General features: G+C 63.8%; 26 protein-coding genes and 1 tRNA gene. 7 read left to right on the forward strand and 20 right to left on the reverse strand.

All coding sequences use genetic code 11. The features are described from left to right. Positions 1 to 37: 37 nt before the first annotated feature. A complete protein-coding gene (locus BMX85_RS21315) occupies positions 38 to 400 on the reverse strand; it encodes a DUF5710 domain-containing protein (RefSeq protein WP_090323399.1) in 363 nt (120 codons plus the stop codon). Between the two features lie 125 nt (positions 401 to 525). Here BMX85_RS21315 and BMX85_RS21320 point away from each other — a divergent pair, with 125 nt between their 5' ends. Both BMX85_RS21320 and BMX85_RS21325 read left to right on the forward strand, forming a co-directional pair. Next, a complete protein-coding gene (locus BMX85_RS21320; RefSeq protein ID WP_090323402.1) occupies positions 526 to 1,413 on the forward strand; it encodes a bifunctional helix-turn-helix transcriptional regulator/GNAT family N-acetyltransferase in 888 nt (295 codons plus the stop codon). Positions 1,414 to 1,601: 188 nt separating this feature from the next. Continuing rightward, on the forward strand, positions 1,602 to 2,207 hold the full coding sequence (locus BMX85_RS21325) for a hypothetical protein (RefSeq protein WP_229210603.1): 606 nt from the start codon (positions 1,602 to 1,604) through the stop codon (positions 2,205 to 2,207). Between the two features lies 1 nt (position 2,208). Here BMX85_RS21325 and BMX85_RS21330 read toward each other — a convergent pair whose 3' ends face one another. Together BMX85_RS21330 and BMX85_RS21335 are read right to left on the reverse strand one after the other, a co-directional pair. Continuing rightward, positions 2,209 to 3,312, reverse strand: a complete 1,104-nt coding sequence (locus BMX85_RS21330; protein ID WP_090323407.1) for a Gfo/Idh/MocA family protein — start codon at positions 3,310 to 3,312, stop codon at positions 2,209 to 2,211. Positions 3,313 to 3,418: 106 nt separating this feature from the next. Beyond that, complete coding sequence (locus BMX85_RS21335; protein ID WP_090323410.1) at positions 3,419 to 4,045, reverse strand: LysE family translocator; 627 nt, start codon at positions 4,043 to 4,045, stop codon at positions 3,419 to 3,421. A gap of 152 nt (positions 4,046 to 4,197) precedes the next feature. Between BMX85_RS21335 and BMX85_RS21340 the strand changes: the two genes are divergently transcribed. Continuing rightward, the gene (locus BMX85_RS21340) at positions 4,198 to 4,677 is read left to right on the forward strand and encodes a DUF3016 domain-containing protein (protein ID WP_177196843.1); all 480 of its coding nucleotides are present in this window, start codon (positions 4,198 to 4,200) and stop codon (positions 4,675 to 4,677) included. A 317-nt stretch (positions 4,678 to 4,994) separates the two neighbouring features. On the opposite strand, the gene BMX85_RS21345 is transcribed toward BMX85_RS21340, so the two are convergent. The 7 genes from BMX85_RS21345 to ybiB form a co-directional block, all read right to left on the reverse strand. Beyond that, a tRNA-Ile gene (locus BMX85_RS21345) sits at positions 4,995 to 5,073 on the reverse strand. 103 nt (positions 5,074 to 5,176) lie between these two features. Continuing rightward, positions 5,177 to 7,423 (reverse strand): RNA polymerase sigma factor RpoD, encoded by a 2,247-nt coding sequence (gene rpoD, locus BMX85_RS21350; protein WP_090323418.1) that lies wholly within the window; start codon positions 7,421 to 7,423, stop codon positions 5,177 to 5,179. A gap of 509 nt (positions 7,424 to 7,932) precedes the next feature. Then, positions 7,933 to 9,729: a DNA primase gene (gene dnaG, locus BMX85_RS21355; RefSeq protein ID WP_090323421.1), complete on the reverse strand. Its 1,797-nt coding sequence runs from the start codon at positions 9,727 to 9,729 to the stop codon at positions 7,933 to 7,935. 133 nt (positions 9,730 to 9,862) lie between these two features. Beyond that, positions 9,863 to 10,312: a GatB/YqeY domain-containing protein gene (locus BMX85_RS21360; protein WP_090323423.1), complete on the reverse strand. Its 450-nt coding sequence runs from the start codon at positions 10,310 to 10,312 to the stop codon at positions 9,863 to 9,865. Positions 10,313 to 10,451: 139 nt separating this feature from the next. Next, a complete protein-coding gene (gene rpsU / locus BMX85_RS21365; RefSeq protein WP_008451879.1) occupies positions 10,452 to 10,664 on the reverse strand; it encodes a 30S ribosomal protein S21 in 213 nt (70 codons plus the stop codon). A gap of 205 nt (positions 10,665 to 10,869) precedes the next feature. After that, a complete protein-coding gene (locus tag BMX85_RS21370) occupies positions 10,870 to 12,078 on the reverse strand; it encodes a BaiN/RdsA family NAD(P)/FAD-dependent oxidoreductase (RefSeq protein WP_090323425.1) in 1,209 nt (402 codons plus the stop codon). An 80-nt stretch (positions 12,079 to 12,158) separates the two neighbouring features. Then, complete coding sequence (gene ybiB, locus BMX85_RS21375) at positions 12,159 to 13,148, reverse strand: DNA-binding protein YbiB (RefSeq protein WP_090323428.1); 990 nt, start codon at positions 13,146 to 13,148, stop codon at positions 12,159 to 12,161. Positions 13,149 to 13,260: 112 nt separating this feature from the next. Between ybiB and BMX85_RS21380 the strand changes: the two genes are divergently transcribed. Next, a complete protein-coding gene (locus tag BMX85_RS21380) occupies positions 13,261 to 14,319 on the forward strand; it encodes a 3-deoxy-7-phosphoheptulonate synthase (protein ID WP_090323431.1) in 1,059 nt (352 codons plus the stop codon). 15 nt (positions 14,320 to 14,334) lie between these two features. On the opposite strand, the gene BMX85_RS21385 is transcribed toward BMX85_RS21380, so the two are convergent. After that, complete coding sequence (locus tag BMX85_RS21385) at positions 14,335 to 14,649, reverse strand: Rieske (2Fe-2S) protein (RefSeq protein WP_090323433.1); 315 nt, start codon at positions 14,647 to 14,649, stop codon at positions 14,335 to 14,337. A 211-nt stretch (positions 14,650 to 14,860) separates the two neighbouring features. Here BMX85_RS21385 and tsaD point away from each other — a divergent pair, with 211 nt between their 5' ends. Beyond that, positions 14,861 to 15,901, forward strand: coding sequence for a tRNA (adenosine(37)-N6)-threonylcarbamoyltransferase complex transferase subunit TsaD (gene tsaD / locus BMX85_RS21390; RefSeq protein ID WP_090323436.1), 1,041 nt, complete (start codon positions 14,861 to 14,863; stop codon positions 15,899 to 15,901). Positions 15,902 to 15,904: 3 nt separating this feature from the next. On the opposite strand, the gene BMX85_RS21395 is transcribed toward tsaD, so the two are convergent. From BMX85_RS21395 to BMX85_RS21430, 8 genes are all read right to left on the reverse strand, one after another. After that, positions 15,905 to 16,087 (reverse strand): hypothetical protein, encoded by a 183-nt coding sequence (locus tag BMX85_RS21395; RefSeq protein WP_090323438.1) that lies wholly within the window; start codon positions 16,085 to 16,087, stop codon positions 15,905 to 15,907. A gap of 206 nt (positions 16,088 to 16,293) precedes the next feature. Continuing rightward, entirely contained in the window at positions 16,294 to 17,529 is a 1,236-nt protein-coding gene (locus BMX85_RS21400) for a metal-dependent hydrolase (RefSeq protein ID WP_090323441.1), read from the reverse strand. Positions 17,530 to 17,533: 4 nt separating this feature from the next. Continuing rightward, a complete protein-coding gene (locus BMX85_RS21405; RefSeq protein WP_090323443.1) occupies positions 17,534 to 18,268 on the reverse strand; it encodes an AAA family ATPase in 735 nt (244 codons plus the stop codon). A 3-nt stretch (positions 18,269 to 18,271) separates the two neighbouring features. Beyond that, positions 18,272 to 18,562, reverse strand: coding sequence for a DUF427 domain-containing protein (locus BMX85_RS21410; protein ID WP_090323446.1), 291 nt, complete (start codon positions 18,560 to 18,562; stop codon positions 18,272 to 18,274). A gap of 13 nt (positions 18,563 to 18,575) precedes the next feature. After that, positions 18,576 to 19,637, reverse strand: coding sequence for a sensor domain-containing diguanylate cyclase (locus tag BMX85_RS21415; protein ID WP_090323448.1), 1,062 nt, complete (start codon positions 19,635 to 19,637; stop codon positions 18,576 to 18,578). A gap of 108 nt (positions 19,638 to 19,745) precedes the next feature. Continuing rightward, positions 19,746 to 20,399 carry a DsbA family oxidoreductase gene (locus BMX85_RS21420; RefSeq protein WP_090323451.1) on the reverse strand — a complete coding sequence of 218 codons (654 nt, stop codon included), beginning with the start codon at positions 20,397 to 20,399 and terminating at the stop codon, positions 19,746 to 19,748. Positions 20,400 to 20,480: 81 nt separating this feature from the next. Further along, complete coding sequence (gene plsY, locus BMX85_RS21425) at positions 20,481 to 21,107, reverse strand: glycerol-3-phosphate 1-O-acyltransferase PlsY (RefSeq protein WP_090323453.1); 627 nt, start codon at positions 21,105 to 21,107, stop codon at positions 20,481 to 20,483. Between the two features lie 59 nt (positions 21,108 to 21,166). After that, complete coding sequence (locus BMX85_RS21430; protein WP_090323456.1) at positions 21,167 to 21,658, reverse strand: aminoacyl-tRNA deacylase; 492 nt, start codon at positions 21,656 to 21,658, stop codon at positions 21,167 to 21,169. Positions 21,659 to 21,706: 48 nt separating this feature from the next. On the opposite strand from BMX85_RS21430, the gene BMX85_RS21435 reads away from it, so the two are divergent. Then, positions 21,707 to 22,714, forward strand: coding sequence for an endonuclease/exonuclease/phosphatase family protein (locus BMX85_RS21435; RefSeq protein ID WP_090323458.1), 1,008 nt, complete (start codon positions 21,707 to 21,709; stop codon positions 22,712 to 22,714). Here the strand turns inward: BMX85_RS21435 and BMX85_RS21440 are convergent, their stop codons facing one another. Beyond that, positions 22,715 to 24,478, reverse strand: a complete 1,764-nt coding sequence (locus BMX85_RS21440) for a putative bifunctional diguanylate cyclase/phosphodiesterase (RefSeq protein ID WP_229210605.1) — start codon at positions 24,476 to 24,478, stop codon at positions 22,715 to 22,717. 222 nt (positions 24,479 to 24,700) lie between these two features. On the opposite strand from BMX85_RS21440, the gene BMX85_RS21445 reads away from it, so the two are divergent. Next, the gene (locus tag BMX85_RS21445; RefSeq protein WP_090323463.1) at positions 24,701 to 25,939 is read left to right on the forward strand and encodes an efflux RND transporter periplasmic adaptor subunit; all 1,239 of its coding nucleotides are present in this window, start codon (positions 24,701 to 24,703) and stop codon (positions 25,937 to 25,939) included. Positions 25,940 to 25,941 lie beyond the last annotated feature (2 nt).

The raw sequence follows: 25,941 nt of genomic DNA on the forward strand, positions 1-25,941 counted from the left end.
CTCAACAGTTTCAGCTTAACCATTAATTAAGCCGCCGTCAGCCCCGCAGGCCGACCAGCAACCGGGCGACATCCTGGTGCGCGGCCTGCCAGCCGGAGCTGGCCAGCGCCGGCGCGCACACCGGGCACACCTCGAACGGATTGCAGTCGTGCGGCAGTTCCTGATACAGCTTGCCGATCACCGACTTGCCGACATAGGAGTCGACCGAAGCCGGCTTGGCCTTCGGCGCGGCGGCGGCCTTGGCCGGGACGAAATCGGCGCCGCCCGGCGGCAACCATTTTTCGAACGCCTCGGTCGGCTTACCATCGGGCACGTACCACGACTTGCGTTCGCCGTTCCAACGGGCGCCCAGCGCCTTGGCCTCGTCTTTTTCCGCAAACGGAACTTTAAGAAACATCATTTTCGCTACTCCGCGATGGGGAAGGCGCCATTTTACCGCCTGCCCCGCGCGCCATGTTGACCGTACGCCGCAACGGCGCTATAGTCTCCGGAAGTACTTGCCAAAGGCAACCAATAAGGAACGATATGGATCAGCATGTGCGGCAACAGGCCGAGGTGGTACGGCAATTCAACCGTTTTTACACCGTGCATCTGGGTTTGCTGCGCGGACGCTACCTCGACACCGACTACTCGCTCAGCGAAAGCCGGATGATGTATGAACTGTCGCAAAGTCCGGGCTGCACCGCCAACCATCTGCGCACCAAGCTCGGTCTGGACGCGGGCTACATGAGCCGCATGGTGCGCTCGCTGACCGAACGCGGGCTGATCGAAGGCGTGCGCTCGGCGCGGGACAAGCGCGCCACGTTGCTCAGCCTGACCGCCAACGGCCAGGCCGTGATCGCCGACATCAATCACCGCGTCTCGTCGGAAACGGTGCGCATGCTCGACCAACTGGGCGAGACGCAACGCGCGGAGTTGCTGGCGGCGATGAGCAAGGTGCGGGAGATCCTGTCGCCGCCGTCCACCCACCTTGTGCGCGCCACGGCCGCGCAGCTGAACGACGCGCGGCACTTGCTGTACGAATACTTCGACGTCATCGGCGTGGTGCTGCGCGACGACGACGACGCCATCCGCGCCTTCCTCGACGACGACAGCTCGGCGATGTGGATCGCCTACGTGGACGGCGCCGCGGCCGGCTGCGTGGCGATGCGGCCGCTACCCGATATCGCCGGCGCGGTCGAATGCAAGCGCCTCTACGTTGCCGACCGCTACCGCCGGCGCGGCCTGTCGCAGGCGCTGATGCGGGCGCTGGAAGAGCACGCCGCGCGGGCCGGCCACACCAGCGTGTATCTCGACACCAAGGACGACCTGCGTGCGGCGATCGGGCTGTACGACCGGCTGGGTTACGAACGCTGCGAACGCTACAACGACAATCCGCAAGCGACCATCTTCATGCGCAAGCGGCTGGGCTGAACAGCGGGCGGCGTTACCCGCACCGGGTCAAAATGCCAACATCGTCGCCGCATGCCCACAAAGTGGACGCGGGATGCAAGCGACTGTGAGAAAATGACGCCCAACAATTGACGATTCGACTAGCGCCCATCATGCCCACGATTGAACCCCTGACACTGACTTTGGCGGAACTAGCTGCCCGCTGGAATATGACGGCACAACAAGTGCTGGAGTACGCGCCGGCCCATGGCTTGCCGATGTACTTTTACTTCGACGGCCTGGTGTTCAACTTCGGCGACAAGTGGCACCGCGCCAACGGCGACGCCAGCGTCGCCCAGGACCTGGATTCGCACCAGACCCGCGCCGCCGCCATCGAGATCGACCTGCAGCGGCAGACCTTGCACAAGCGCGGCCTGCTGAAACTGACGCAGTGGGAAGAAGCGCTCACCGACGACGAGCTCAGCCATCAGCAGGCGGAGTCCGACCGCCTGACGGAGGAGATCGTCCGGCTGACGGCGATGCTCAAGCAACGCGGCGAAGCGCGCCAGAACCATGTGCGCAACGGCCTGTTGCGCGCCGCGCCGAGGACCTTGCACGAAATCGCCGCGCACGGCAAGACGCGCTTTCCGCAATTCGCCTTCATGCCGCACACGCCGCCCGGAGGCGACGTGGAGGAAAAGGTGACGGCCGGCGCCGTGATCGCCATGGAGGACGGTTTCCCGCTGAAGGAATTGCTGACGGAGGACGACCTCGTGATCTCGATGCTGGACATTAAGATCGCCGAGGAAGCCGGCAATCACAAATCGAAAAGCTGACCTACAAGACGATGCGCTTCTGCTCGCGCGCGGACTTGTAAATCGCCTCGATGATGCGCATGTCGCGCAACCCTTCCTCGCCGGGGACGATGGGCTCGCGGTTGTCGATCACGCAGGTCGACATGTGGTCGAGCTGGCCCGCCCACTGGGTCTTGCCCGGCCCCGGCGGCGGCGTGATCTCGTTGTTGCGGCCGCTGCCCACCCACATGCGATGGCCGCTGTAAGCGGTTCCCGGCTCCAGCTCGATACGGCCCTTGTCGCCCATCAGCAAGATGTGGTTTTGGTTCGCGCTGTACATCGACATGCATGAACCGATCACGCCGGAAGGAAATTCCAGCTGAAACTCGATCATGTCCTCGACCTCGCGGAAGCGCGGATCGGAACGATCCGTGGTCTCCTTGGCGTACACGGCGATGGGCTCCTCGCCCGTCATGTAGCGCGCCGCCTGCAACGCATAGATCCCGATATCCATCAGCGAACCGCCGCCCGACAGCGCCTTCTTCAAGCGCCACGACGACGTCCCGCCCGCCGTGAACCCGTGCTCCGAACGGAAATAGCGCAGCTTGCCGATTTCACCGGCGCGCGCGCGGCGTATCGCCTCCAGGTTGTACGGCTCGAAGTGGCTGCGATAGCCGATCATCAATTTCTTGCCGGCTTTTTTGCAGGCCGCGATCATTTCCTCGCACTCGGCGGCGGACAAGGCCATCGGTTTCTCGCACAGGATGTGTTTGCCGGCGGCGGCGCCACGGACGGTGTATTCCTTGTGCATGAACACGGGCAGGCAGATGTAGATGACGTCGACCTCGGGATTGTCTTTGAGCTTGTCGTAGCTCTTGTAATCGTAGATGCCGGACTCCGGCACGCCGTGCTCGGACGCCACGCGCTTGGCCTTGGCGGCATCGCCGCTGACCAGCGCGACCAGCTTGCTGTGCTGGCAGTTTTTGAACTGCGGAATGATGATGCCGAGGCCGTAGCCACCCAGGCCGACGATCGCATAACCGAGTTTGCGTGGGGGTGTCGCGGCCCACACCGGAGCCCCGACCGCCGTCGCCGCCAGCGCGCCGCCGGCGGCAAGAACAAGACTACGCCGATCCAGATCTATCATCCCGTTTCTCCTCATTTACGTTAATTCGCGTTGATTTTGAACGCCAATTTTAGTATAGAAGCAACGCGCGCGATTGGACCGGACCGGAAAAATTCCGGCGTGGTTCTTAGCGCGCGGAAGCGAGCAGCGACACGAACATCGACCCCGAAAACGCCAGCAGCACGCCCGCCGCGATGCGATGCACCAGCGGCTGGCGCGGCGTCGCGCTCGGGTAGGCCAGCACGGCCGAGCCCATCGCGATCCACAGCGCGGCGATCGGCAGCAGCAGGCTACTGAACAGCAAGTAAGCGTGCGACAGCGCGGCGCCGCCGTCGGCCAGCGGAGGAAACACCACGGTGGCGAAGAAGAACGCCTTTGGATTGAGCAACGTCACGAAGAACAGGTCGCGCGGACCGATGGCCGCGCTGCCGGCGGCGCCGGCCTGGGGCGCGGTGCGCCACAATTTGATCGCCGAGTAAGCGATATAGGTCGCCGCGCACGCGCGCGCCACCGTCGGCGCCCAGGGCGCGATGGCGGCGGCCAGCGCCAGGAAGGCGCACCAGATGCCGATGGCGATCATGTAACCGCCCCACTCCGCAGCGATCAAGCGCAGCGAGCGGCGGAATCCGTCGCGGCTTCCCGCCAGAAACAGCAGCGTGTTGGTGGGGCCCGGCGTCAACAACACGGCGGCAATGGTCAGCGCCATCAAGGTGGTGCCATGCGGCGCCAGTTGCGACAGAGAAGGGAAATTCATCGGTTATACTTTTTGTGGAAGCGCTTGCGGCGGTAATTTTGCCATGTATGCAACTAGATGCCCAGCGAAATATGCGCGGGATGAAGTGCCGCTGGAATGAGCGTATATTTACAGCTCACCGAATCGTGTCATCGCAAAAGGGTAGGTCATTCATGAGTAAGTTCATCCTTAAGGTCGGAACGGCTGCGGCAGTGCTGCTTGCCTGCGCCAATGCCTCCGCGGCGGCGACTGTCACCTACATCAATTCCGAGAAAATGACCGATGTCCCGCGCTTTTCATCGGACCGCGAATCGATGGAAATGATTCTCCAAGAGCACCTGAATCTGCTGGCTACCAAGCTGCCGGAAGGTCAGCAACTCAAGGTTGAATTCATCGATATCGATCTGGCCGGCGATGTGTTTCCGAGAGTGCCCGTCCGGGATATCCGCGTGATGAAGGGCCAGGCGGACTGGCCCCGCATGCACCTGCGCTACAGCATCGAGCAGGACGGCAAAGTGCTGCGCAGCGGCGAAAGCGAATTGTCCGATCCGAACTATCTGATGGGTGCGCGCAGTTATAACCAGGACCTGTACGGGCACGATAAACAGATGCTCGATGACTGGTTCAGGAAGGAAATCATGCCGGCGCGCTAAGGCGCCGCACTCGGCTGCCGATGGCCAAATGGCGATGCATAAAGAATGCCCGCTGAAGCGGGCTGGTTCTTATATCAGTCCAAACTTCTTCAACAGGCCAAGCAATATCTGCGCTCACCATGAAATCACTTCTAACATTGACCCTCAGCCAATCATTGGTCTGTCGATAACGGACGCGGCGGAGAAGCCTGACTGGTGGCGCCGAACGATGTATCAATCGTTGCCGTAATCAGCCCCCCGCCGAACTGAACAACATGTCCCATCCAGAAATGAAAAAGGGCTAGCTCAACGCTAACCCTTTGTGTCACTACCGAATTTGGTGGGCCTCCCGTGAGTCGAACACGGCACCAACGGATTATGAGTCCGCTGCTCTAACCAAGCATGAGCTAGAGGCCCAGGGTGTTGCAGATGCGCTGGGAACCGGCTAGCCCCTCTGACACGCGCTCGCTTTTAAAACGAACTCGCGAGCATAAGGGCTAGCCCAGCCGCTAGTCAAGCCTTAGTTGCCTTCTAAGAAGCTTTTCAGCTTGTCGGAACGGCTAGGGTGACGCAGCTTGCGCAGGGCCTTGGCTTCGATCTGACGGATGCGCTCGCGGGTGACGTCGAACTGCTTGCCGACCTCCTCCAGCGTGTGGTCGGTCGACATCTCGATGCCGAAGCGCATGCGCAACACCTTGGCCTCGCGCGGCGTCAGTGAGTCGAGCACGTCCTTGACGACGCCGCGCATCGACGCGTGCAGCGCCGCGTCCGACGGCGCCAGGGTGTTGTTGTCCTCGATGAAGTCGCCCAGGTGCGAGTCGTCGTCGTCGCCGATCGGCGTCTCCATCGAAATCGGTTCTTTGGCGATCTTCATGATCTTGCGGATCTTGTCTTCCGGCATTTCCATCTTGATGGCCAACGTCGCCGGATCGGGCTCGGCGCCGGTTTCCTGCAGAATCTGGCGGGAAATACGGTTCATCTTGTTGATGGTCTCGATCATGTGCACGGGAATGCGGATGGTGCGCGCCTGGTCGGCGATCGAGCGCGTGATGGCCTGGCGGATCCACCACGTCGCATAGGTCGAGAACTTGTAGCCGCGACGGTATTCGAACTTGTCGACCGCCTTCATCAGGCCGATATTGCCTTCCTGGATCAGGTCGAGGAATTGCAGGCCGCGATTGGTGTACTTCTTGGCGATCGAGATCACCAGACGCAAGTTGGCCTCGGTCATTTCGCGCTTGGCCTTGCGCGCCTTCATTTCACCGGCCGCCATCTGGCGGTTGATGTTGCGCAAGTCCGGCAGCGGCAGCACGACGCGCGCCTGCAGGTCGATCAGGCGTTGCTGCAGTTCCTTGATCGTCGGAATGTTGCGGCCGAGGATGGCGCTGTAGGCGTGGCCGGCGTTGACTTCGCCGTCGACCCAGTCCAGATTGGTTTCGTTGCCCGGGAAGACCTTGATGAAGTGGGCGCGCGGCATGCCGCATTTGTTGACGGCGACGTCGAGGATCTGCTTCTCGATGTGGCGCACTTCGTCGACCTGGCCGCGCAAGGTGTCGCACAGCTTTTCGACGACCTTGGCGGTGAAGCGGATGCCCAGCAGTTCGTACGAGATCGCTTCCTGGGCCTTGACGTAGGCCTTGGAGTTGTAGCCTTCCTTCTCGAAGGCGCGGCGCATCTTGTCGAATTGCGTGGAGATGACATCGAACTTGTCGAGCGCGGCGTTCTTCAGCGCTTCGAGCTGTTCGGCGGAGAAACCGGCGGCACCGGAGGCGCTCGCTTCTTCCTCTTCCTCTTCTTCCTCTTCTTCCTCTTCCTCTTCCTCGTCGTCCTCTTCGGCCGGCGCGGCGACGACCGGCGCGGCGGCGACCTCGTCGCTGTCATCGACCAGGCCGTCGACGATCTCGTCGATCTTGATCTCGTCGGCGCGGATGCGGTCGGAGGCGGCGATGATCTCGGCGATCGTCACCGGGCAGGCGGAAATGGCCTGGATCATGTCCTTGAGGCCGTCCTCGATGCGCTTGGCGATTTCGATCTCGCCCTCGCGCGTCAGCAGCTCGACCGAGCCCATCTCGCGCATGTACATGCGGACCGGGTCGGTGGTGCGGCCGAAGTCGGAGTCGACCGTCGACAGCGCCGCCTCGGCGGCGGCCTCGGCTTCGTCATCGCTGGTGACGGTGGCCACGTTGTCCGACAGCAGCAGGGTCTCGGCGTCCGGCGCGTGCTCGTAGACGGCGATGCCCATGTCGTTGAAGGTGCCGATGATGCCCTCGATCGCTTCCGGATCGACGATATTTTCTGGCAGGTGGTCGTTGATCTCGGCGTACGTGAGGAAGCCGCGTTCCTTGCCGAACTTGATCAGGGTCTTGAGTTTCTGGCGCCGGCGCTCGAGTTCTTCCTCGGTCGCTTCGGTGTCCGACGAGAACGCATCCTTGAGCAACGCCTTTTCCTTGGCCTTGCGGTCCTTGGCCTTGGCCTTGTCGACGGCTTTGAGCTCGGCGCGCTCGACCGCGTTCAGCGCGGCGACTTCGTCGTTTTCTGGCTGGAATTCTTTCGGCTTGCGCCCGCGCCGGCCCGGCACTTTGACCGATGGCAGCACATAGCCCGAGGTGTCGATGGCCGCAAGCGTGGCGGCGTCCGTGGTCTGGCTGACCACGGGCGGGTTGCCGCTGGCGACGCGCGTTTCCGACTTGTCCGCTGTCTTGGCGGATTGGGCGGTCACTTTGCTCGGCTTTGCAGCCGCTTTGGATTCAGGTTTCTTGATTGGCACAGGCGCTTTCGATTACACAACGACTTGCTTATTTAGGATAAAGTTTCTTGCGGTTCAATTTGTTTGGAACCTACGTCTTCGAACTTGCCGAGCAGTTCGACAATACTACGACTTACTTACACCCGGTCAGACAGATCGACGCGAACTCCACCGCTGTCGGCAAAATTCTACTGCATCCAGACACGTGCGTGGGGGCAAGAAACCATGACTAGGTTAGACAGCAAACAGAAGGTCCGCTGATAGCGTCCCCGCTGGAGGTGCGCCGACTAAACCAAAGCTGGCCCTGGCCGCCGACACCGCGTCTTTCCATGTCGATCAAGAGCCTAACTTACTGAAAACAAACACACTCTGAACAAAAAACGATGCCAAAAGATACAACACTTAGCGTTTTATTATAGCACGCCACTTTTCAATATCCAGAGGGAAGAGCCCCGTTTCCCCCTCTGAAAACATGACAAAAAGATGACACCCAAAAACGCGCGGCAACTACATCACGCCGCACCGCAACATTATCGGTTCGCCAACTCCGCCTGCGCCTCGCGCAATAGCTGGTCTTGCTGCGAAGTCAACTCACGATAGCGCACGCCAATCTCGTCCGACGACAGGCCGGCGGCGAACAACTGACTCAATTCCTGCTTCAACGCGTCGTTCTTGACCTGGCGGATCGCGCCGCGCAGGAACGCCCGCACTGCATCAAAATCGGACTCGGACTCCTTGACCACCTCGGCGATGATGCCGTCGTACTCGTCGCCCTGCGACTTCAAATGTTGCGCGAACGCCGCAAAACTGCCGTTCGGCCCCATCGCCTGCGCCGCGCCCACCAGCTGCGCCAGGCGCTCGGCCGGCTCGGCGCCGAAGAATTCGAACGCCTTCAGCGCCGCCGCGTCGATATCGAGCGACAATGGCGGATGCGCCACCAGCAGCCGCACGATCTGCAATTCCAGCCCGACCGGCACCGGACGGCCGCTGCGGGCCGGCGCCTTGCGGGCCACCGCGACCGGCTTGGCCAGCTCGAACAGCACCTCGATCTCCGACGGCGTGGTCTGCGTCAGCTGCGCCAGGCCGCGCACGATCTGCAGCCGCAACGCCGTCGGCGTCATCGATTGCAGCAGCGGCTTGGCGTCGAACTGGGCGCGCGCCCTGCCCTCCGGGCTTTGCAAATCATGCTCGCCGACCACTTCCTTGATCAGGAACTGCGACAGCGGCATCGCCTCGTGTATCTCCTGTTCGAATGCTTCCTTGCCATGCGCGCGGACGTAGCTGTCCGGATCGTGCTCGGTCGGCAGGAACAGGAACTTGATGGTCTTGTTGTCCGTCACGTGCGGCAGACAGGCTTCCAGCGCGCGCCGTGCGGCGCGGCGGCCGGCCTTGTCGCCGTCGAAACTGAAAATCACCATGTCGGTCTGACGCAACAATTTCTGTACATGATGGGTGGTGCAGGCCGTGCCCAGCGTCGCCACCGCTTGCGGGAATCCCATCTGCGCCAGCGCCACCACATCCATATAGCCTTCCGTCACCAGCACGTAACCGGCGTCGCGGATCGCCTGGCGCGCTTCGAACAAGCCGTACAGCTCGAATCCCTTTGAAAATAAAGGCGTTTCGGGAGAATTCAAGTACTTTGGTTCGCCGTGGTCCAGGACCCGGCCGCCGAAGGCGATGACCTGACCCTTGGTGTTCTTAATCGGAAACATGATCCGCTCGCGGAAGCGGTCGTAGCGTTTGCGGTTGCCGCCATCCTCGTCGACCTTGTCGATCACCAGGCCGGCCTCGGCCAGCGCCACCGCCTCGTAGTCGGGGAAGATGCTTTTCAGGCCGTCCCAGCCGGCCGGCGCGTAGCCCAGGCCGAAGCGGGCGGCGATTTCGCCGGTCAGCCCGCGATTTTTCAGGTAGGCGATGGCGTCGGTGGCGCCGCGCAGCTGGGCGCGGTAAAAGTCGCAGGCCTGCGTCATCGCGTCCGACAGCGCCAGGCTTTGCGCCTGCATCTGCGCGCGTTGCGCCGGCGGAATCTTGTCATCCTGCTCGGGGACCACCATGCCGACGTTCTGCGCCAGGTCCTTGACGGCGTCGACGAAGCCCATGCCCGAGTATTCGATCAGGAAGCCGATCGAGGTGCCGTGGGCGCCGCAGCCGAAGCAATGGTAAAACTGTTTGGTCGGGCTGACCGTGAAGCTGGGCGACTTTTCACTGTGGAACGGGCACAGGCCCATGAAGTTCGCGCCGCCTTTTTTCAGCTGCACGTAGCGTCCGACGACGTCGACGATATCGACGCGGTTGAGCAAATCGGAGATGAATGATTGTGGGATCACAGGGCTGAACGGTCTTGGTAATTTTTCAGACTATACCGCCGCGCCGATCCGGTTTTGATGCGAATCAAGGCACGGCGGAGGTAAAAACAGCGCTGGCAGCGCGCCAACATGCCGCCAACCGGCGGCATGCTGATTATGCCGGGGACAATGCCTTCTTGACCAGAGCCGACACGACGGTCATGTCGGCGCGGCCGGCCAGCTTCGGCTTGACGATGGCCATGACCTTGCCCATGTCCTGCGGACCGGCGGCGCCCGAGGCGGCCACGGCGGCCGTCACTTCGGCGGCGATTTCCTCGTCCGACAGGCCGGCCGGCATGTAGGTGCTCAGAATGGCCAGCTCGGCTTTTTCGATGTCGGCCAGGTCCTGGCGGTTGCCGGCTTCGAACTGGGTGATCGAATCCTTGCGCTGCTTGATCATTTTTTCCACGATGGCGACGGTCTGGTCGTCGTTGACCTCGATACGCTCGTCGACTTCCTTGCGCTTGATCTCGGCCAGGATCAGGCGGATGGTGGCCAGGCGCGACGCTTCCTTGGCGCGCATCGCGTTTTTCATGTCTTCGGTGATTTGTTCTCTCAGGCCCATGTGGATTTCCCTTGGTAAATGATGGTGTATAAATGCGAAAACCCGCCGCGGCGAACCGGAGCGGGTATTCTCTAGATGCAGCTGAACTCAACCCTCAGCGCAAGCGCCATACTACCGGGCTGGGTCTGCGTAAGCAGTCTTAGAAGAGTTTTTTCGGCAGTTGCTGGCTGCGGATGCGCTTGTAGTGACGCTTCACTGCGGCTGCCAGCTTGCGCTTACGCTCAGCCGTTGGCTTTTCGTAGAACTCGCGTGCGCGCAGTTCGGTCAGCAGACCGGTTTTTTCGATGGTGCGTTTGAAGCGACGCATTGCGACTTCGAACGGCTCGTTTTCTTTAAGGCGAATAGTGGTCATGTAAAAATTCAAACCGTTTGAGGTTATAGGGAGAAAGAGACTATAGCAGCTTTTGCAGCAAAATGGAACCCCACAGGCCGCGTGGACGGCCCGTCGTGTGGTTTTCCCTGCAAAAACAATGCGGCATCAGTGACACAACCTGAGGCAATCTTTCTATAACATCAACGATTGCACAAGCGCCGCTACAGCAGGAACAACGAGTATATCAGACGGACTGCCCCGCCGCCACACCCGATGCCCACGCCCACTGGAAATTGTAGCCGCCCAGCCAGCCGGTGACGTCCACCGCCTCGCCGATGAAGTACAGGCCCGGCACCTTGGTGGCCATCATCGTCTGCTGCGACAACTCCCGGGTATCGACGCCGCCGCGCGTGACTTCGGCCTTTTTGTAGCCTTCCGAACCGTTCGGCGTCAAAGTCCACTGGTTGATGGCGGCGCCGAGCTTGCGCAATTGCGCGTCCGGCATGTCGGCCAAGCGGGCGTCCAGCGCGAAACCGTGCGCCAGCAGCAAGCCTTCGGCCAGGCGCGCCGGCAGCCATTGCGACAGCACATTGCCCAGCTGCTTCTTGATCGTGCCCTTTCCTTCGATCAGCGTGGCGGCCAGGTCCAGCTCCGGAATCAGGTTGATGACGATGGGCGTGCCCGGCGTCCAGTAACTGGAAATTTGCAGGATCGCCGGGCCGGACAGGCCACGGTGCGTGAACAGCAAGTCTTCGCGGAAGCGTCCGCCGGTCGGGTTGCGGCCCTTGAAGGAACCGGTCTCGACGTCGACTTCCAGCGCGATGCCGGCCATTTCCACGAACGGCGCCCACGCCTGCGGGTCGAACGTCAGCGGCACCAGCGCCGGGCGCGGCTCGACCATGCGCAGCTCGAACTGCCCGGCGATGCGGTAGCCGAAGTCGGTCGCGCCGATTTTCGGGATCGACAGGCCGCCGGTGGCGATCACCACGCTATCGGCTTCGATCGTGCCGCTATCGGTCTGCAGCACAAAGCCGCCCTCGCCGGCGCGCTCGACGCTGTCGACCTTGCACGGCATCCACCAGTGGACGTCGCCGGCGGCGCACTCGTCCTTGAGCATCTCGATGATCTGTTCGGCCGAGTCGTCGCAGAACAGCTGGCCGCGATGCTTCTCGTGGTAGCCGATGCGGTGCTTCTTGACCAGCGCGACGAAGTCGGCGGCGGTGTAGCGTGACAACGCGCTCTTGCAGAAATGCGGATTGTCGGACAGGAAGTTGGCCGGGCCGGCGTTGATGTTGGTGAAGTTGCAGCGCCCGCCGCCGGAGATGCGGATTTTCTCGGCCAGCTTGGTGGCATGGTCGACCAGCACCACGCGCTTGCCGCGCTGGGCCGCCGTCGCCGCGCACATCATGCCGGCCGCGCCGGCGCCGATTACTGCCACATCAAACTTTGCCATTTTGGATTCCCATCAGATAAGGGGCGGTATTGTACGCGAGTCGCGCCGGCCGCCCCTACCCGGGCCCTTGTTGCGCCGGCTTACTCGATCGGCTCGCTGACCCGCTGGCGCGACTGCAAGGTGCGCGACACCAGCAGGCACTGGGCCACCTGCTCGGCGATCGACGGTGGCACCGGCACGTCGCCGCGCAGCACCGACGCGATCCACTCGGCGGTGGCCGCCGCGCTTTTGTCTTCGGGCAGCACCGGCAGCTCGCCGACCTGGGTTTGCTTGGGCACCAGGGTCGTGCGCAGGCCGCCGTGGAACCAGTCGATCTGCTGCGCCTTGTTGGCGTTGGCCACCGTTTCGCCCTCGGTGCCGCGCATCAGGAAGGCGTCGCCGCGCTCGTGCAGCGCCGACGTGGTGAAATACTCGCCAAGCATTTCCAGGTATTCCGGATGGGTGTACGACACCAGCCGCAGCGCCGGTCCGGCGAACGGCTGCATGATCTTGACCAGGGTGTGGGTCGAATTGCGCACGCCCAGCCGGCGCCGCAACGACAGCATGTACGCCAGCTTCGGCGCCAGCGCGTCGATGGTGATGAAGGCGACGTGGCCCTTGGCCATCTCCTCCTCGGCCTCGGCGCGGTGCCGCACGGCCGTCACGCCCAGCGCCTCGAACACCTCGGCGCTGGCGACGCGGCCCAGGTCGTGCGCCACGCCGTGCACCAGCACCGGCACGCCTTCGCGCGCCAACAACATGGCCAGCAGCGGCGTCAGGTTGGCCATCTTGCGGGCGCCGTTGTAGCTTGGAATACACACCGGCGCGAACTGCCCCGGCGGCGCCGTCAGCGGTTCGAACGCGCCCTCGGCCGCGTCGAGGAAGCCGGCGATCTCCTCCACCGATTCGCCCTTGATGCGCATCGACAGCAAAATGCCGCCCAGCTCGAGGTCGGACACGCGTCCGTCGAGCATGGCTTGATAGAGGTCGTGGGCGTCGTCGCGCGTCATGCTGCGGGCGCCGTTTTTGCCACGGCCGATCTCCTTGATGAGTCGGGCGGCGAGGAAGGGTTCGGTGTTCGATATCGTCATGACACCAAGCTTATACGATTTTGCCGAAATGTGAAAAAACCTTACTGGCGGAACCGGTATTAGCTAATTCGGCTACACTATGTGTTCCCTCGAAAAGAAATATAGTCCAATCATGATTTCCCCAGACATCGAAAATATCAACGTCACCTCGTTCGCGCCGATGCCGTCGCCGGAAGCCCTGCACGGCAAGCTGCCGCTGACCGACAGCGCGTCCGAGACCGTCATGAAGGGCCGCGAAGCCCTGCGCAACATCATCGACCGCAAGGACAAGCGCCTGTTCGTCGTCGTCGGCCCGTGCTCGATCCACGACCCGGTCGCCGGGCTGGACTACGCCCGCCGCCTGAAGGCGCTGCAGGCCGAAGTGGCCGACACCATGCTGCTGGTGATGCGCGTGTATTTCGAAAAGCCGCGTACCACCACCGGCTGGAAGGGCTATATCAACGATCCGGACATGGACGATTCGTTCCGCGTCAACGTCGGCATGGAAAAGGCGCGCCAGTTCCTGCTGGACGTGTGCGAGCTGGGCCTGCCGACGGCGACCGAGGCGCTCGACCCGATCTCGCCGCAATACCTGGGCGACCTGATCGCCTGGACCGCGATAGGCGCGCGCACCACCGAATCGCAGACCCACCGCGAAATGTCGTCGGGCCTGTCGACGCCGGTCGGCTTCAAGAACGGCACCGACGGCGACATCAGCATCGCCATCAACGCCATCCTGTCGTCGGCGCATCCGCACGCGTTCCTGGGTATCAACGCGCAAGGCAATGTGTCGATCGTGCGCACCCGCGGCAACGCCTACGGCCACGTGGTGTTGCGCGGCGGCGACGGCCGCCCGAACTACGATTCGGTGTCGATCGCGATCGCCGAGCAGGCGCTAGCCAAGGCCAAGCTGCCGGCCAATCTGGTGGTCGATTGCTCGCACGCCAACAGCTACAAAAAGCCGGAACTGCAACCGCTGGTGATGGGCGATGTCATCCATCAAGTGGTGCAGGGCAACCAGTCGCTGGTGGGCGTGATGATCGAATCGAACATCGTCGGCGGCAACCAGAAGATCCCGGCCGATCTGAGCCAGCTGAAGTACGGCTGCTCGGTGACCGACGGCTGCATCGATTGGGAAACCACCGAAACCATGCTGCGCGACGCCCATCAGCAGTTGCTCAAGCGCCCGTAAGGTAGTGAACGGCCGTCAGCCGAAGGCCATCACCCTGGTGGCCACGCCGAACGCGCCGGCCAGCGCCGCCTCGGCCTTGCTGGCCGGGGCGCTCAACTCGCGCAGGTCCAGGTAGACCTTGCAATCCTCGACCTTGACGGAATAGCGCCGCGCGACGCTCTCGCGCGGCTCGACGTCCACCGTCTCGAGCACGGCGAATACGCTTTCCTCGTCGGTGCGGAACAGCGCCACGCCCGGCAACTCTTGCCAAGCCAGTCCACGCGGCACAAGGCGCGCGCCGCTCAGCGGCACATCCTTCACTTTGCAAATCAGCTTCCATTGTTCCGACATAGCGCCCTCCGGCTGTCAACTTACAGATCCTTCTCTAAGCAAAACTGGTGCCACAGGGCAAATACGTTAAATCCGGGTCAAACCCTGTCCCTTTGGCAAAATTGCGCACCCGGCCGGTGCGCGGCCGGCATCGGCTGGTGCAGCGATGCAAGGTCAACGGGCGCGCTTTCCATTACAATGGCGGATTACCCTTTCACCTTGCAGCCCTTTCATGATCGTTCTCGGCGTCGAATCCTCCTGTGACGAAACCGGCCTTGCGCTGTACGACACGCAGCACGGCCTGCTGTCCCACGCCCTGTATTCGCAGGTGGCGATGCACGAGGAATACGGCGGCGTGGTGCCCGAACTGGCGTCGCGCGACCACATCCGCCGCGCCATTCCGCTGCTGACGCAGACCCTGGAAGGCGCCGGCAAGTCGCTGGCCGACATCGACGCCATCGCCTACACGCAGGGCCCCGGCCTGGCCGGCGCGCTGCTGGTCGGTTCGTCGGTCGCGTGCAGCCTCGGACTGGCGCTGGACAAGCCGGTGCTGGGCGTGCACCACCTGGAGGGGCATTTGCTGTCGCCGCTGCTGGCGTCGCAGCCGCCGGAGTTTCCATTCATCGCGCTGCTGGTGTCGGGCGGCCATACGCAGCTGATGCGTGTGGACGGCGTCGGCCAGTACACTCTGCTGGGCGAAACCCTGGACGACGCCGCCGGCGAGGCGTTCGACAAATCGGCCAAGCTGCTGGGGTTGGGCTATCCGGGCGGACCGGCGATCTCGCGCCTGGCCGAGTTCGGCGATCCGGCGGCCTACAAGCTGCCGCGCCCGATGCTGCACACCAAGGATTTCAATTTCAGCTTCTCCGGCCTGAAGACGGCGGTGCTGACGGTCGTGAAGAACCACGACGAGAAAATCATCGCCAATATCTGCGAGCAGGACAAGGCCAACATCGCGCGCGGTTTCGTCGACGCGATCGTCGAGGTGCTGACGGCCAAATGCGTGTCGGCGCTCAAGCACACGGGGTTGAAGCGGTTGGTGATTGCTGGCGGGGTTGGGGCCAACTCCCAGCTGCGGGCCTCGCTGAACGAAGCCGCCGCCAAGAAGAAGTTCAAGGTGTACTACCCCGAACTGGAGTTTTGCACCGATAACGGCGCGATGATCGCCTTCGCGGGCGCGATGCGGTTGATGATCAACCCGGACGCCGCCAAACGCGATTATTCGTTCAACGTACGGCCGCGCTGGCCGCTGGACGAAATCAAGGTGGTGTAAGCCTTAGCCTTGGGCGAAGGCCATCGAGGCCAACACGGCCAATCCGACCAGCGGAATCAGGTATTTCGCCTTGGCTTTACCCAGCGACACGCCACGGGCGGCGATGCGCTCGCTGCGCGAACGGTGTTCGTCGGCTGCCGATTCGTGGAACAGATTCGATTTTGCTTTGTCTTCAGTTGCGTTCATAACGTCCTCCTTAAGATTCGATCTTCTTCCTTTCTCAATAGCAATGCAATTGTCGTGCCAAGAAGATTGGACAAAGTTTGTCCTAATCGATCTATTCTAGGGATTTTTGTCTCAAACACACCACACGATACGGCTGGGCAAGCACTAAAACCGTGCGCAAGCACCAATCATGTGAACCGGACAGCGATATCGTGGAGCCGGCGCGCTCAATGCTGCGGCGACAGCAGGTCCTGGCGTGGATAGCCCCAGCCCGGCACGCCTTCGGGACAGGCCGCCGCCGGCACGATGCGCAAGGTGGTGAAATTGCCACGCGGCGTCAAGGCGAAACGGTAGTCCGACAATTCGCCCTTGATCGCGTCCAGCCACGGCGCGCGGCCGAAACGCAGCCAGGCGTCGACTTGGCAGTTGCCGTTCTTCAACTCGCGCAAGCGCGCCAGACTGCCCTCCTTCGTCTCGAACTGCATCACCGAGGACGACAGCGCCGGCGCCGATTGCGACTCCACCAGCGCCGCCGGACACGATAGCGGCGCCAGCCACGTCGGCGCGACGCTCGCCACGCCGCGCCGCAAGCGATAGCTGCCCGCCGCCTCGTGGCTCTCGACGCTGACGTAACTCCAGCATAAAGGTTGCGACGGATACGCCGTCATCACCACGTCGAGCACCCGCGATGACGGATCGGCCTGATACAGCGCCGCGACGATCAGGCGCCGCCCCAGCTGCGACGCGGCGCCCTGCACCGCGATAAAGGCGACGCTGACGCCCAGCGCCAGCAGCAACCCCGCCCGGCCGCTGGCGCCGGCGCGCCACTGCGCCGCGCCGCACGCCAGCGCGACCAGCAGCAGCGCGGCCACCGACGGTCCGCCCAGATAATCTTTTGCCGCGAAGAACACCAGCACCGCGAGCAAGCCGGCCAGCCCCAGCCAGCGCGCCAGACGCCAGCGCATGATCAGCGCCATCGGCGTGCCGATCGCCACCCAGAACAACGGTTCGACGATGAACACCATGTCACCGAAGAACCAGCGGCCGCTGAACGGATACCACGGATGCAGCCCGTACGAGTTGGTGTAGTCCATCAACAGGTGCAGCGCGAAGCCTGTCGCGATGCTGGCCGCGAGTCCCCAGCGCGCCGTGCGGCTGGACGTGAGCAGCGCCCGCGCCGACGGCCAGCACAGCCACAGCAGCGCCGCCAGCAGCAAAGCCTGCGGCAACGCCAGCAAGGCGGTGTGCGTATGGCCGCGATGCTGCAGCAGATAACCCAGCGGGTCGGGCAGCAGCCGGGTCAGGAACAGGTCGAGGTCGGGAAAATTGCTGGCCAGCGCGCAGGAAACCAGCAACAGCCGGTGCCGCACGCGCTGCGAGGTGTCGTCCGCTTCGCGCGGCAGGCTGCGGTGTACCAGTTCGCCAACGCCGAAACCGATGATGCTGTGGGTAATATTGTCCATGTTCCTAGTCGAGATCGAGCAATTGCTGCAAGCGGCGCGGGTAGTGATTGAGGAAGTCGCGCGTGATGGCGAAATGCTCGGTGTCCTGGTACGCCACTTCGGTGATGCCGGTGCCGTCGAACAGCAAAATCTTCGCGTTCGGATAGGACAGCAGGATCGGCGAGTGGGTGGCGATGATGAATTGCGAATCGTCGCGCACCAGTTGATGGATCGCGCTCAGCGCCGCCAACTGGCGGTTCGGCGACAACGCCGCCTCCGGCTCGTCCAGCAGATACAGGCCTTTGCCGCGGAATTTCTCCAGCAGCACAGCCATGAACGCTTCGCCGTGCGAGCGCGCATGCAGCGATTGCGCGCTGGCCGAGGTCCGCTCGAAGATCTCGTCCATGCGGGTGGCGACGTTGTGGAAGCTTTCGGCGCGGAAGAAATACCGGTCGCGCGGCGTTTTGAAGCTCTTCGACAGGCGCAACGATTGATGCAGCGGCGCCGCCTCCAGCGCCGTGTTGAGGCTGATGTTACGGCTGCCGCCATCGATGCCGAAGCCCAGCGCCAGCGCGATCGATTCGAGCATCGTCGATTTGCCGGCGCCGTTCTCGCCGATAAAAAACGTCACGTCCGGATGGAAGCTGATCGATTCGAGCCCGCGCACCGACGGCACGTTGTACGGATGCCGGTCCCAATCGACCTCTTTGCCAAACTGCGCCGTGATCCGTTGCAGATACGGCTTGGCCGCCAACGCCATCGGCTAGCGCTGCACGTCCACGCCGCGCCAGAACGCGACGTGGTCCTTGATCTGTGCCGCTTTTTCCAACGGCTGCGGGTAGTACCAGGCGGCGTTCTCGTTGTCCTTGCCGTCGACGCTGACGGTGTAATAGCTGGCCAGCCCTTTCCACGGGCAGCGGCTGGTGTGGTCGCTCGGCTTCAGGTATTCGGACTTGAGCGCCGATGGCGGAAAATAGACGTTGTTTTCGACGATTTCGACTTCATCGTCGCTCGCTTGCGCGATGACGGCGCCGTTCCAGGTGGCGGTGGGCATCAGGTGATTCCTTTCAGTGTGGTTCAAGGACCGCGCCTTCGACGCGGTTGCGGCCGGCGTGCTTGGCGCGGTAGAGCGCCGCGTCGGCCTGGCGCAGCAGGCTCTCGGCGTCGGCGATCTCCATGTGGTCGAACGCGGCCACGCCGAAGCTGGCCGTGACCGGCAGCGGCCGCGCGCCGGCGTAATGCAGCTGCGCCTCGATCTTGGCGCGCAAGGTCTCGGCGAACTTCAGCGCCCCTTCCAGCGGCGTGTTGGGCAGGATCACGCACAGTTCCTCGCCACCGTAGCGGCCGGCGATGTCGATCACGCGCACGCTCTCGCGCAACAGGCGGCCGACGCCGGCCAGCACCTGGTCGCCGGCCGAATGGCCGTGTTCATCGTTGATGCGCTTGAAGTGGTCCAGATCGATCATCACCGCCGACAGCGGCGAGCGGAAGCGCTTGGCGCGCGCCGCCTCGAAGCGCAGCCGCTGCAGCAGCGAGCGGCGGTTGTGCAGGCCGGTCAGCTCGTCGGTAGTGGCCAGCAGCTCGAGCTCGCGCACGGCGTCGCCCAGGGTGCGCTCGCTGGCCCGCAATTCGATCAGCGCCATCACCTGGCGTCCCAGCCGCGACAGGATCGAGCGCTGCTCGTCGTCCAGGCCGCCCGGCTTGGTGTCCATCACGCACAAGGTGCCGATGGCGAAGCCGTCGGACGAGGTCAGCGCCACGCTGCTGTACATGCGCATGTGCGGCGCGTTGACGGTCAGCGCCATGCGCGCGGTGCGGTAATCGGCGGTCAGGTCGGGAATCTCGGTGGCGGCCTCGCCCAGCACCGCCAGCGAACAGTAGCTCTCGCCGCGCGGCAGCTCGCCCATGTGCATGCCGGTGCAGGATTTGATCCACACGCGGTCGGCGTCGACCAGCGAGACGAAGGCATACGGAACGTTGCAGATGCGCGCCGCCAGCTCGGTCAGGAAGCTGAAGTCTTCGCAGGCGGGGGAATCGAGGATGTCGTAGCGGTGCAGCGCGGCCAGCCGGAACTGGTCGGCTGGCGGGCGGGAGGTGGTCAGCGTATGTACGTTGTCTGCGGCCAACATAGGTCCCCCGGGTAACGACGCGGTTTTATTATAAATGGATGTTGCCAGTTAATTTTATAACAAAACCAGGAGTCGGGGAGGGCCGCCGGACCGCTGACCCGCATATTTTTACGATTGCGCCATGATCTCGCGCAGCGCCTTTTCAAACACCGCGGCGGGCTGGCCGCCGGAGATCAAATGGCGTTCGTTGATGATCACGGCCGGCACCGAGTTGATGCCGTGGCGCTGGAAGAACTGCTCGCGCTCGCGCACCTCGGCGGCATAGCGGTCCGATTTCAGCACATCGGCGGCGGCGGCCGTGTCCAGGCCCACTTCGCCGGCCACGCGCAGCAGCACTTCGTGCGAGCTGGGATCGTCGCCCAGCGTGAAATAGGCGGCGAACAGCGCCTCCTTCAGGGCGCGCTGCTTGCCCGCGTCCTCGACCTCGGCCCAATGCAGCAGGCGGTGGGCGTCGAAGGTGTTGTAGATGCGGCTGCGCTTGTGCATGGCGAAATCGAAGCCCACCTCGGCGCCGCGCGCGCGTATCATGTTGCGCGCCTGGTCCTGTTGTTCGGGCGTGGAACCGTACTTTTCGGTCAGGTGTTCGTCGATGTTCTGGCCTTCGGGGCCCATCTTCGGGTTGAGTTCGAACGGCTGGAAATGCAGGCTGACGTCGGCCTCGCTACCGATGTTGTCGAGCGCTTGCTCCAGCGATTTGAGGCCGATCGCGCACCATGGGCAGGAAACGTCGGAGACGAAATCGATTTTGACAGGAGTGCTCATGCGGGGGCCTTTGCTGAAAGTGATAAGTCAGCATATAGCGGCGTCCGTCCCGAATTCAAGCGCCAGCCCCCGTCATCGTGTTTATTTTTTGGCTTTGACGGCGTCTTTGCTCTTGCTGCCGATGCGGCTTTCCTTGCCAGCGATCAAGTTCGAGATGTTGGTGCGATGACGGAAAATCAACAACACGCACATGACGAAGACGGCGGCCAGTTGCGGATCGAAGCCGAACAGCAGACCGTAATAGAACGGCGCGAACAGCGCCGCGATCAGCGCCGCCAGCGACGAGTAGCGGAACGCGAAGGCCACCGCCAGCCACGTGGCGAAGGTCGCCAGGCCCAGCCACGGGTTCAGGCCCAGCAGCACGCCCAGCGCGGTCGCCACGCCCTTGCCGCCGACGAAGCGGAAGAACACCGGCCACAAGTGGCCGAGGAACACCGCGATCGCCACCAGCGCGATGGTGGCGTCGCCGATCTGCAGCTGCTGCTGGTAGCGCATCGCCAGCCACACCGCCAGCCAACCCTTGGCGCCGTCGCCGATCAGGGTGACGATGGCCGCCGCCTTGTTACCGCTGCGCAAGACATTGGTGGCGCCGGGGTTTTTGGAACCGTAGGTGCGGGGATCGGCGATGCCGAACAACTTGCTCGTGATCACGGCAAACGAGATCGAGCCGAGCAAATAGGCGGCCACGGTCATCCAAACTGTATTCATTGTTTCCTCAAAAAATGTGACGTCCCCACCGGGGACGCAAGAATATACACTGACAAGGCTCAGTCGGCCAGAGCGCAGTGGACCGGCTTGGCCCCCAGCAGGTCGACCAGCACGTGCGGCGCGATGCCGACCAGATATCCCTTCCTGCCACCATTGATATAAATGGTTTCCAGCGCAAGGATGCTATCCTCGACGTACACCGGCAGCGCCTTGCGGGTGCCGAACGGCGAGGTGCCGCCGATCTGGTAGCCGCTGTGGCGCGTGGCCACGTCCGGTTTGCAGGGCTCGACCGACTTGCAGCCGATGCCGCGCGCCAGGTTCTTGGTCGACACCTTGCAGTCGCCGTGCATCAGCACGATCAACGGTTTGGCGGCCTCGTCCTGCATGACCAGGGTCTTGACGACATGGTGTTCGTCCACGCCCAGCTCGCGCGAGGATACGCTGGTGCCGCCGTGCTCCTCGTAGTCGTAGGGATGCTCGGTGAAAGGAACCTTGTGCTTGCGCAGAAACTGCGTCGCCGGGGTTTCGGAGATATGCTCTTTTTTGGCCATGCGTGATACGCTGTTCGTGAAGGTTGTCGTCTACAGGAGTTTCTCATTATGCAGCAGGAAATTCGCTTTGCCACTTTCAATGTTTGCAATCTTTCCCAGCCTGGGGCGAAATTGTACGACAACTTGGCGCCGCTCACGCCGGCCGACTACCAGGCCAAGGTGCTGTGGACGGCCCAGCAGCTCGACCAGCTCGACGCCGACGTCATCGGCTTGCAGGAAGTGTTTTCGATGGCGGCGCTGCGCGACGTGCTGGCCGCCAGCCGCCGCTACCGCGAGGCCTCGCTGTCCGGCTTCGACCCGGCGCCCGATCCGCTGACCGGCGAGCCGCGCCCGACGCCGCAAGTGGCGCTGGTCTCGCGCCTGCCGCTGGCCGCGCCGGCCCACGCCTACCAACTGTTTCCGGACGGCGTCGCCATGCCCGAGGGGAACCGCGACGCCGACCGCTTCGCCCGCGCGCCGCTGCACGCGCAGGTGCTGCTGCCGGACGGGCGCGTCATCGACGTGCTGGTGATCCACCTCAAATCCAAGCGCCCCGACTACCGCCACGGCGACCCCGGCGACGAGGCCATGCTGTACGCGCAAGCCAACCTGCGCTCGCTGATCCGGCGCGGCACCGAGGCGGTGGCGCTGCGCGCGCTGCTGAGCCAGATGGACCGCGACGGCCGCCGCCCGCGCATCGTGCTGGGCGACTTCAACGACACCGCCGACGCCGTCACCACCACCATCGTCATGGGCTCGGGCTGCGTCGGCCTGGCCGACGAGGAATTGAGCGGACGGCTGTTCGACAGCAACCAGATCCAGCGCGGCCGCGACCGCCTGCGCCATGTCGGCTACACCAACATCCACGAGGGCCACTACATGACCATCGACCACGTGCTGGTGTCGGAGGAATTCAACCCGGCCTCGCGCTTCGCGGTCGGCGAGGTGATCGACGTGACGTATCTGAACGACCACCTGTTGCAGGCCAGGCCCGAGGCGTCGGACCACGGACAGGTGCTGGTGCGCGTGCGCCTGTACGACGAGCGCCGCGGCCGCGAGCGCGCGACCGAGATGTGATCAGGCGGCGTCGCCGTCCAACAAACCGCTCAGCCCGTCAAGGCTGCCGCTGGCGCGCGCGTAGCGGCCCTGATACTGGTCGCATCCATGTTCGCGCAGGAAGCGCAGCTGCGCCTCGGTCTGCACGCCCTCGGCCAGCACCGTCAACCCCAGGCTGCGCGCCATCGCGATGATGGCGTTGACCACCGGCGCGTGCACCACCGAATTCGCCGCCCCCTCCCCTTCCGCTTCACCCTCCCCCTCGCCGATGCCGCTGACGAACGACAGGTCGATCTTCAGCTTATCCAGTGGATACTCCTTCAGATGCCCGACCCGCGTGTAGCCGGTGCCGAAGTCGTCCAGCGCCAGCCGCACGCCCAGCGCCCGCAGCGCGCCCAGCGTGGCGGCCGCGCCGGCGCTGTGCTTCATCAGCATTGCCTCGGTCAACTCCAGCTGCAGCAGCGGCGGCGGCAGGCCGGACGCCTGCAGCGCCGCGCGCACGTTGTCGACCAGGTTCTTTTGCAGAAACTGCGTCTGCGACAAGTTGACGCCCACCACCAGCGGATGGCCGGCGTCGTGCCAGCGCCGCGCCGCCAGGCAGGCCTGCTGCAGCACCCACTCGCCGATCCGCACCATCAGGCCGCTGTCCTCGGCGACGCCGATGAAACGCTCGGGCCGCAGCAGGCCCAAGGTTGGATGGCGCCAGCGTATCAGCGCCTCCGCCCCTAGCGGCCGGCCGCTGGCGATGTCGACCTCGGCCTCGTACGCCAGGATAAACTGCCGGTCGGTCAGCGCGCGCCGCAGCTCGTTCTCGAACGCCACGCGCTCGACGATCTGCGCGTTCATCTCCGGGCTGAAGAACTGGTAGCCGTTGCGGCCGCTTTCCTTGACGTGGTACATCGCCAGGTCGGCGTTTTTCATCAGCGTTTCGATGTCGGCGCCGTCGTCGGGAAAAATGCTGACGCCGATCGACGTGCTCACGTGCAGCCGGTGCGGCTCGAGCACGAACTCCTGGGCGATGGCTTGCTGGATCGTGGCCGCCACGTGCGCGGCCTGGGCGATGCTGCCGATGTCGGCCAGGATGACGACGAACTCGTCGCCGCCCTGGCGGCTGACCGTGTCGACGCCGCGCACGCACTTGACCAGCCGCGCCGCCACCTCCTTGAGCAGCAGGTCGCCGACATGGTGGCCGAGCGTGTCGTTGATGTACTTGAAGCGGTCCAGGTCGAGGAACAGGATCGCGGCCATGCGCTGGTTGCGCCGGGCCGCTGCCAGCGCCAGGCTCATGCGGTCGAGCAGCAGCACGCGGTTCGGCAGGTCGGTCAGGAAATCGTGCTCGGCCAGGTGGCGGGTGCGCGCCTCGGTGCGGCGGCGGTCGGCCAGGTCGGTCATCAGCGCCAGGTACATCGTCAACTGCGCGTTGCGGCGCGCGGAAATGTCGCGGAACGCCGTGTACAGCAGCGCGCCCTCCTGGTGCGCCACGGCCGTCATCAGCACCTCGGCCCAGAACTGGCGGCCCCGGCGGCCGACGCAGCACCACTCGAAGCGGTGGTTGCCGTCGTCGTGGGCGCGCGCCGCCAGCTCGCGCAGCAGCGGCGCCGACAACACGCCCTCGGCCTGTTGCAGCGGCGAGAAATCGGCCAGTTGCTGGCCCAGCATGTCGGCCGGATCGTCGCATTCGAACAGCGCCAGCCCGGCCGGGTTGACGCCGACGACGCGCCCGTCGCGCACCAGCACGACGGCGTCGCTGGTGTTTTCGTACATCAGGTGAAGGTCGACAGACACATGGGCCTCTTTTGGCGATGGCGCCCTCGCAGGCCTTCGCCATTCTTGCGCCTGCGGCGGAAATCCCCTTGACGTGCCTCAAACACGCTCGATCCCGGTTTTATGCATTTCAGCCGCGCTTTTGCGCCACTCGTCGCATTTCGATGGCGATCGCCCTTGCAAATTCATAAAGTGCCAACATGCGCGGTCCCTCCGGCGCCACCCCATTCGCAGAAGAACGATATGAAAATTGAAACCTTGCCCCCCGCCTCCCTCCCCGCCGCGCGCGCCAAAAGCTGGCGCAAGCCGGTGGCCGTCCTGGTCGCGCTGGGCCTGGCCGCCGGCGGCTGGACCGTCATGCGCGGCAACCACAGCGCGCCGGCACCGGCGGCCGCGCCGGTGGCGCAGGCGGGCAAGAACGACAAGAAACAGGAAGTCTTCGAACTGGCCAGCGGCGACATCGCGGCCATCGATGCCAGATCATTGGCGGTCAGCTTGCCCTTGTCCGGCTCGCTGGCGCCCCTGAGTTCGGCCACCATCAAGTCCAAGATCTCGGGCGTGGTGGAGGCCACCACGGTGCAGGAAGGCATGGCCGTCAGCGCCGGCCAGGTGCTGGCGCGCATCGACCAGGCCGACCTGCGCGCGCGCCTGCAACAGCAGCAGGCCATGCTCGACGAAGCCCAGGCCAAGCTGTCGATGGCGGCCAAGAACGAAGCCAACAGCCAGGCGCTGCTGTCGCAAAAATACATTTCGCAAAACGCCTTCGATTCGACCCAGAACACGGTCGCGCTGGCGCGCGCCAACGTCAAGTCGGCCGCCGCGATGGTCGAGATCGCCCGCATCGCGCTCAACGACGGCATCATCAAGGCGCCGATCAGCGGCATCGTCAGCAAGCGCCACGTGCAGGCCGGCGAGAAGCTGGCGCCGGACATGCCGGTCTACAGCATCGTCAACCTGTCGGAACTGACCCTGGAGGCGCAGGTGCCGGCGTCCGAGATCCCGCGCGTGAAAGTCGGCCAGGACGTGCGCTTCAAGGTCGATGGTTTCCAGAAGCGCGAGTTCGCGGGCAAGGTGGCGCGCATCAATCCGGCCACCGAGGCCGGTTCGCGCTCGATGCTGGTCTACATCGCCGTGCGCAACGACGACAGCGCGCTGCGCGCCGGCATGTTCGCCAAGGGCAGCATCGTCACCGACCGCTCCGGCGTCGCGCCGATCGTGCCGATGACGGCGCTGCGCGACGACCAGGGCCGGCAGGTGGTCTACAAGATTGAAAACGGCAAGGTGGTGGCGCAGCCGGTCACGCTGGGCCTGCGCAACGACGACGAAGGCTACGCCGAGGTCACCGACGGCCTCGACAAGGGCGCCAACGTCATCGTCTCCAAACTGAACGCAGTCAAGCCCGGCGCCCAGGTCAAGCTGCCCGCCGGCGCCGTCGCCACGCCTTCCACGCCGGCCAAAGCGGCCATGCTGGCGAAAGGCTGATC

It is taken from the genome of Duganella sp. CF517, from assembly GCF_900110275.1.
Classification (GTDB): domain Bacteria; phylum Pseudomonadota; class Gammaproteobacteria; order Burkholderiales; family Burkholderiaceae_D; genus Rugamonas.

Excerpts from the sequence above, each read along its gene's own strand:
- BMX85_RS21315 (WP_090323399.1), bottom strand. The coding sequence starts at position 400 with ATGATGTTTCTTAAAGTTCCGTTTGCGGAAAAAGACGAGGCCAAGGCG.
- BMX85_RS21320 (WP_090323402.1), top strand. The coding sequence starts at position 526 with ATGGATCAGCATGTGCGGCAACAGGCCGAGGTGGTACGGCAATTCAAC.
- BMX85_RS21325 (WP_229210603.1), top strand. The coding sequence starts at position 1,602 with ATGACGGCACAACAAGTGCTGGAGTACGCGCCGGCCCATGGCTTGCCG.
- BMX85_RS21330 (WP_090323407.1), bottom strand. The coding sequence starts at position 3,312 with ATGATAGATCTGGATCGGCGTAGTCTTGTTCTTGCCGCCGGCGGCGCG.
- BMX85_RS21335 (WP_090323410.1), bottom strand. The coding sequence starts at position 4,045 with ATGAATTTCCCTTCTCTGTCGCAACTGGCGCCGCATGGCACCACCTTG.
- BMX85_RS21340 (WP_177196843.1), top strand. The coding sequence starts at position 4,198 with ATGAGTAAGTTCATCCTTAAGGTCGGAACGGCTGCGGCAGTGCTGCTT.
- BMX85_RS21360 (WP_090323423.1), bottom strand. The coding sequence starts at position 10,312 with ATGGGCCTGAGAGAACAAATCACCGAAGACATGAAAAACGCGATGCGC.
- rpsU (WP_008451879.1), bottom strand. The coding sequence starts at position 10,664 with ATGACCACTATTCGCCTTAAAGAAAACGAGCCGTTCGAAGTCGCAATG.
- BMX85_RS21370 (WP_090323425.1), bottom strand. The coding sequence starts at position 12,078 with ATGGCAAAGTTTGATGTGGCAGTAATCGGCGCCGGCGCGGCCGGCATG.
- ybiB (WP_090323428.1), bottom strand. The coding sequence starts at position 13,148 with ATGACGATATCGAACACCGAACCCTTCCTCGCCGCCCGACTCATCAAG.
- BMX85_RS21380 (WP_090323431.1), top strand. The coding sequence starts at position 13,261 with ATGATTTCCCCAGACATCGAAAATATCAACGTCACCTCGTTCGCGCCG.
- BMX85_RS21385 (WP_090323433.1), bottom strand. The coding sequence starts at position 14,649 with ATGTCGGAACAATGGAAGCTGATTTGCAAAGTGAAGGATGTGCCGCTG.
- tsaD (WP_090323436.1), top strand. The coding sequence starts at position 14,861 with ATGATCGTTCTCGGCGTCGAATCCTCCTGTGACGAAACCGGCCTTGCG.
- BMX85_RS21395 (WP_090323438.1), bottom strand. The coding sequence starts at position 16,087 with ATGAACGCAACTGAAGACAAAGCAAAATCGAATCTGTTCCACGAATCG.
- BMX85_RS21400 (WP_090323441.1), bottom strand. The coding sequence starts at position 17,529 with ATGGACAATATTACCCACAGCATCATCGGTTTCGGCGTTGGCGAACTG.
- BMX85_RS21405 (WP_090323443.1), bottom strand. The coding sequence starts at position 18,268 with ATGGCGTTGGCGGCCAAGCCGTATCTGCAACGGATCACGGCGCAGTTT.
- BMX85_RS21410 (WP_090323446.1), bottom strand. The coding sequence starts at position 18,562 with ATGCCCACCGCCACCTGGAACGGCGCCGTCATCGCGCAAGCGAGCGAC.
- BMX85_RS21415 (WP_090323448.1), bottom strand. The coding sequence starts at position 19,637 with ATGTTGGCCGCAGACAACGTACATACGCTGACCACCTCCCGCCCGCCA.
- BMX85_RS21420 (WP_090323451.1), bottom strand. The coding sequence starts at position 20,399 with ATGAGCACTCCTGTCAAAATCGATTTCGTCTCCGACGTTTCCTGCCCA.
- plsY (WP_090323453.1), bottom strand. The coding sequence starts at position 21,107 with ATGAATACAGTTTGGATGACCGTGGCCGCCTATTTGCTCGGCTCGATC.
- BMX85_RS21430 (WP_090323456.1), bottom strand. The coding sequence starts at position 21,658 with ATGGCCAAAAAAGAGCATATCTCCGAAACCCCGGCGACGCAGTTTCTG.
- BMX85_RS21435 (WP_090323458.1), top strand. The coding sequence starts at position 21,707 with ATGCAGCAGGAAATTCGCTTTGCCACTTTCAATGTTTGCAATCTTTCC.
- BMX85_RS21445 (WP_090323463.1), top strand. The coding sequence starts at position 24,701 with ATGAAAATTGAAACCTTGCCCCCCGCCTCCCTCCCCGCCGCGCGCGCC.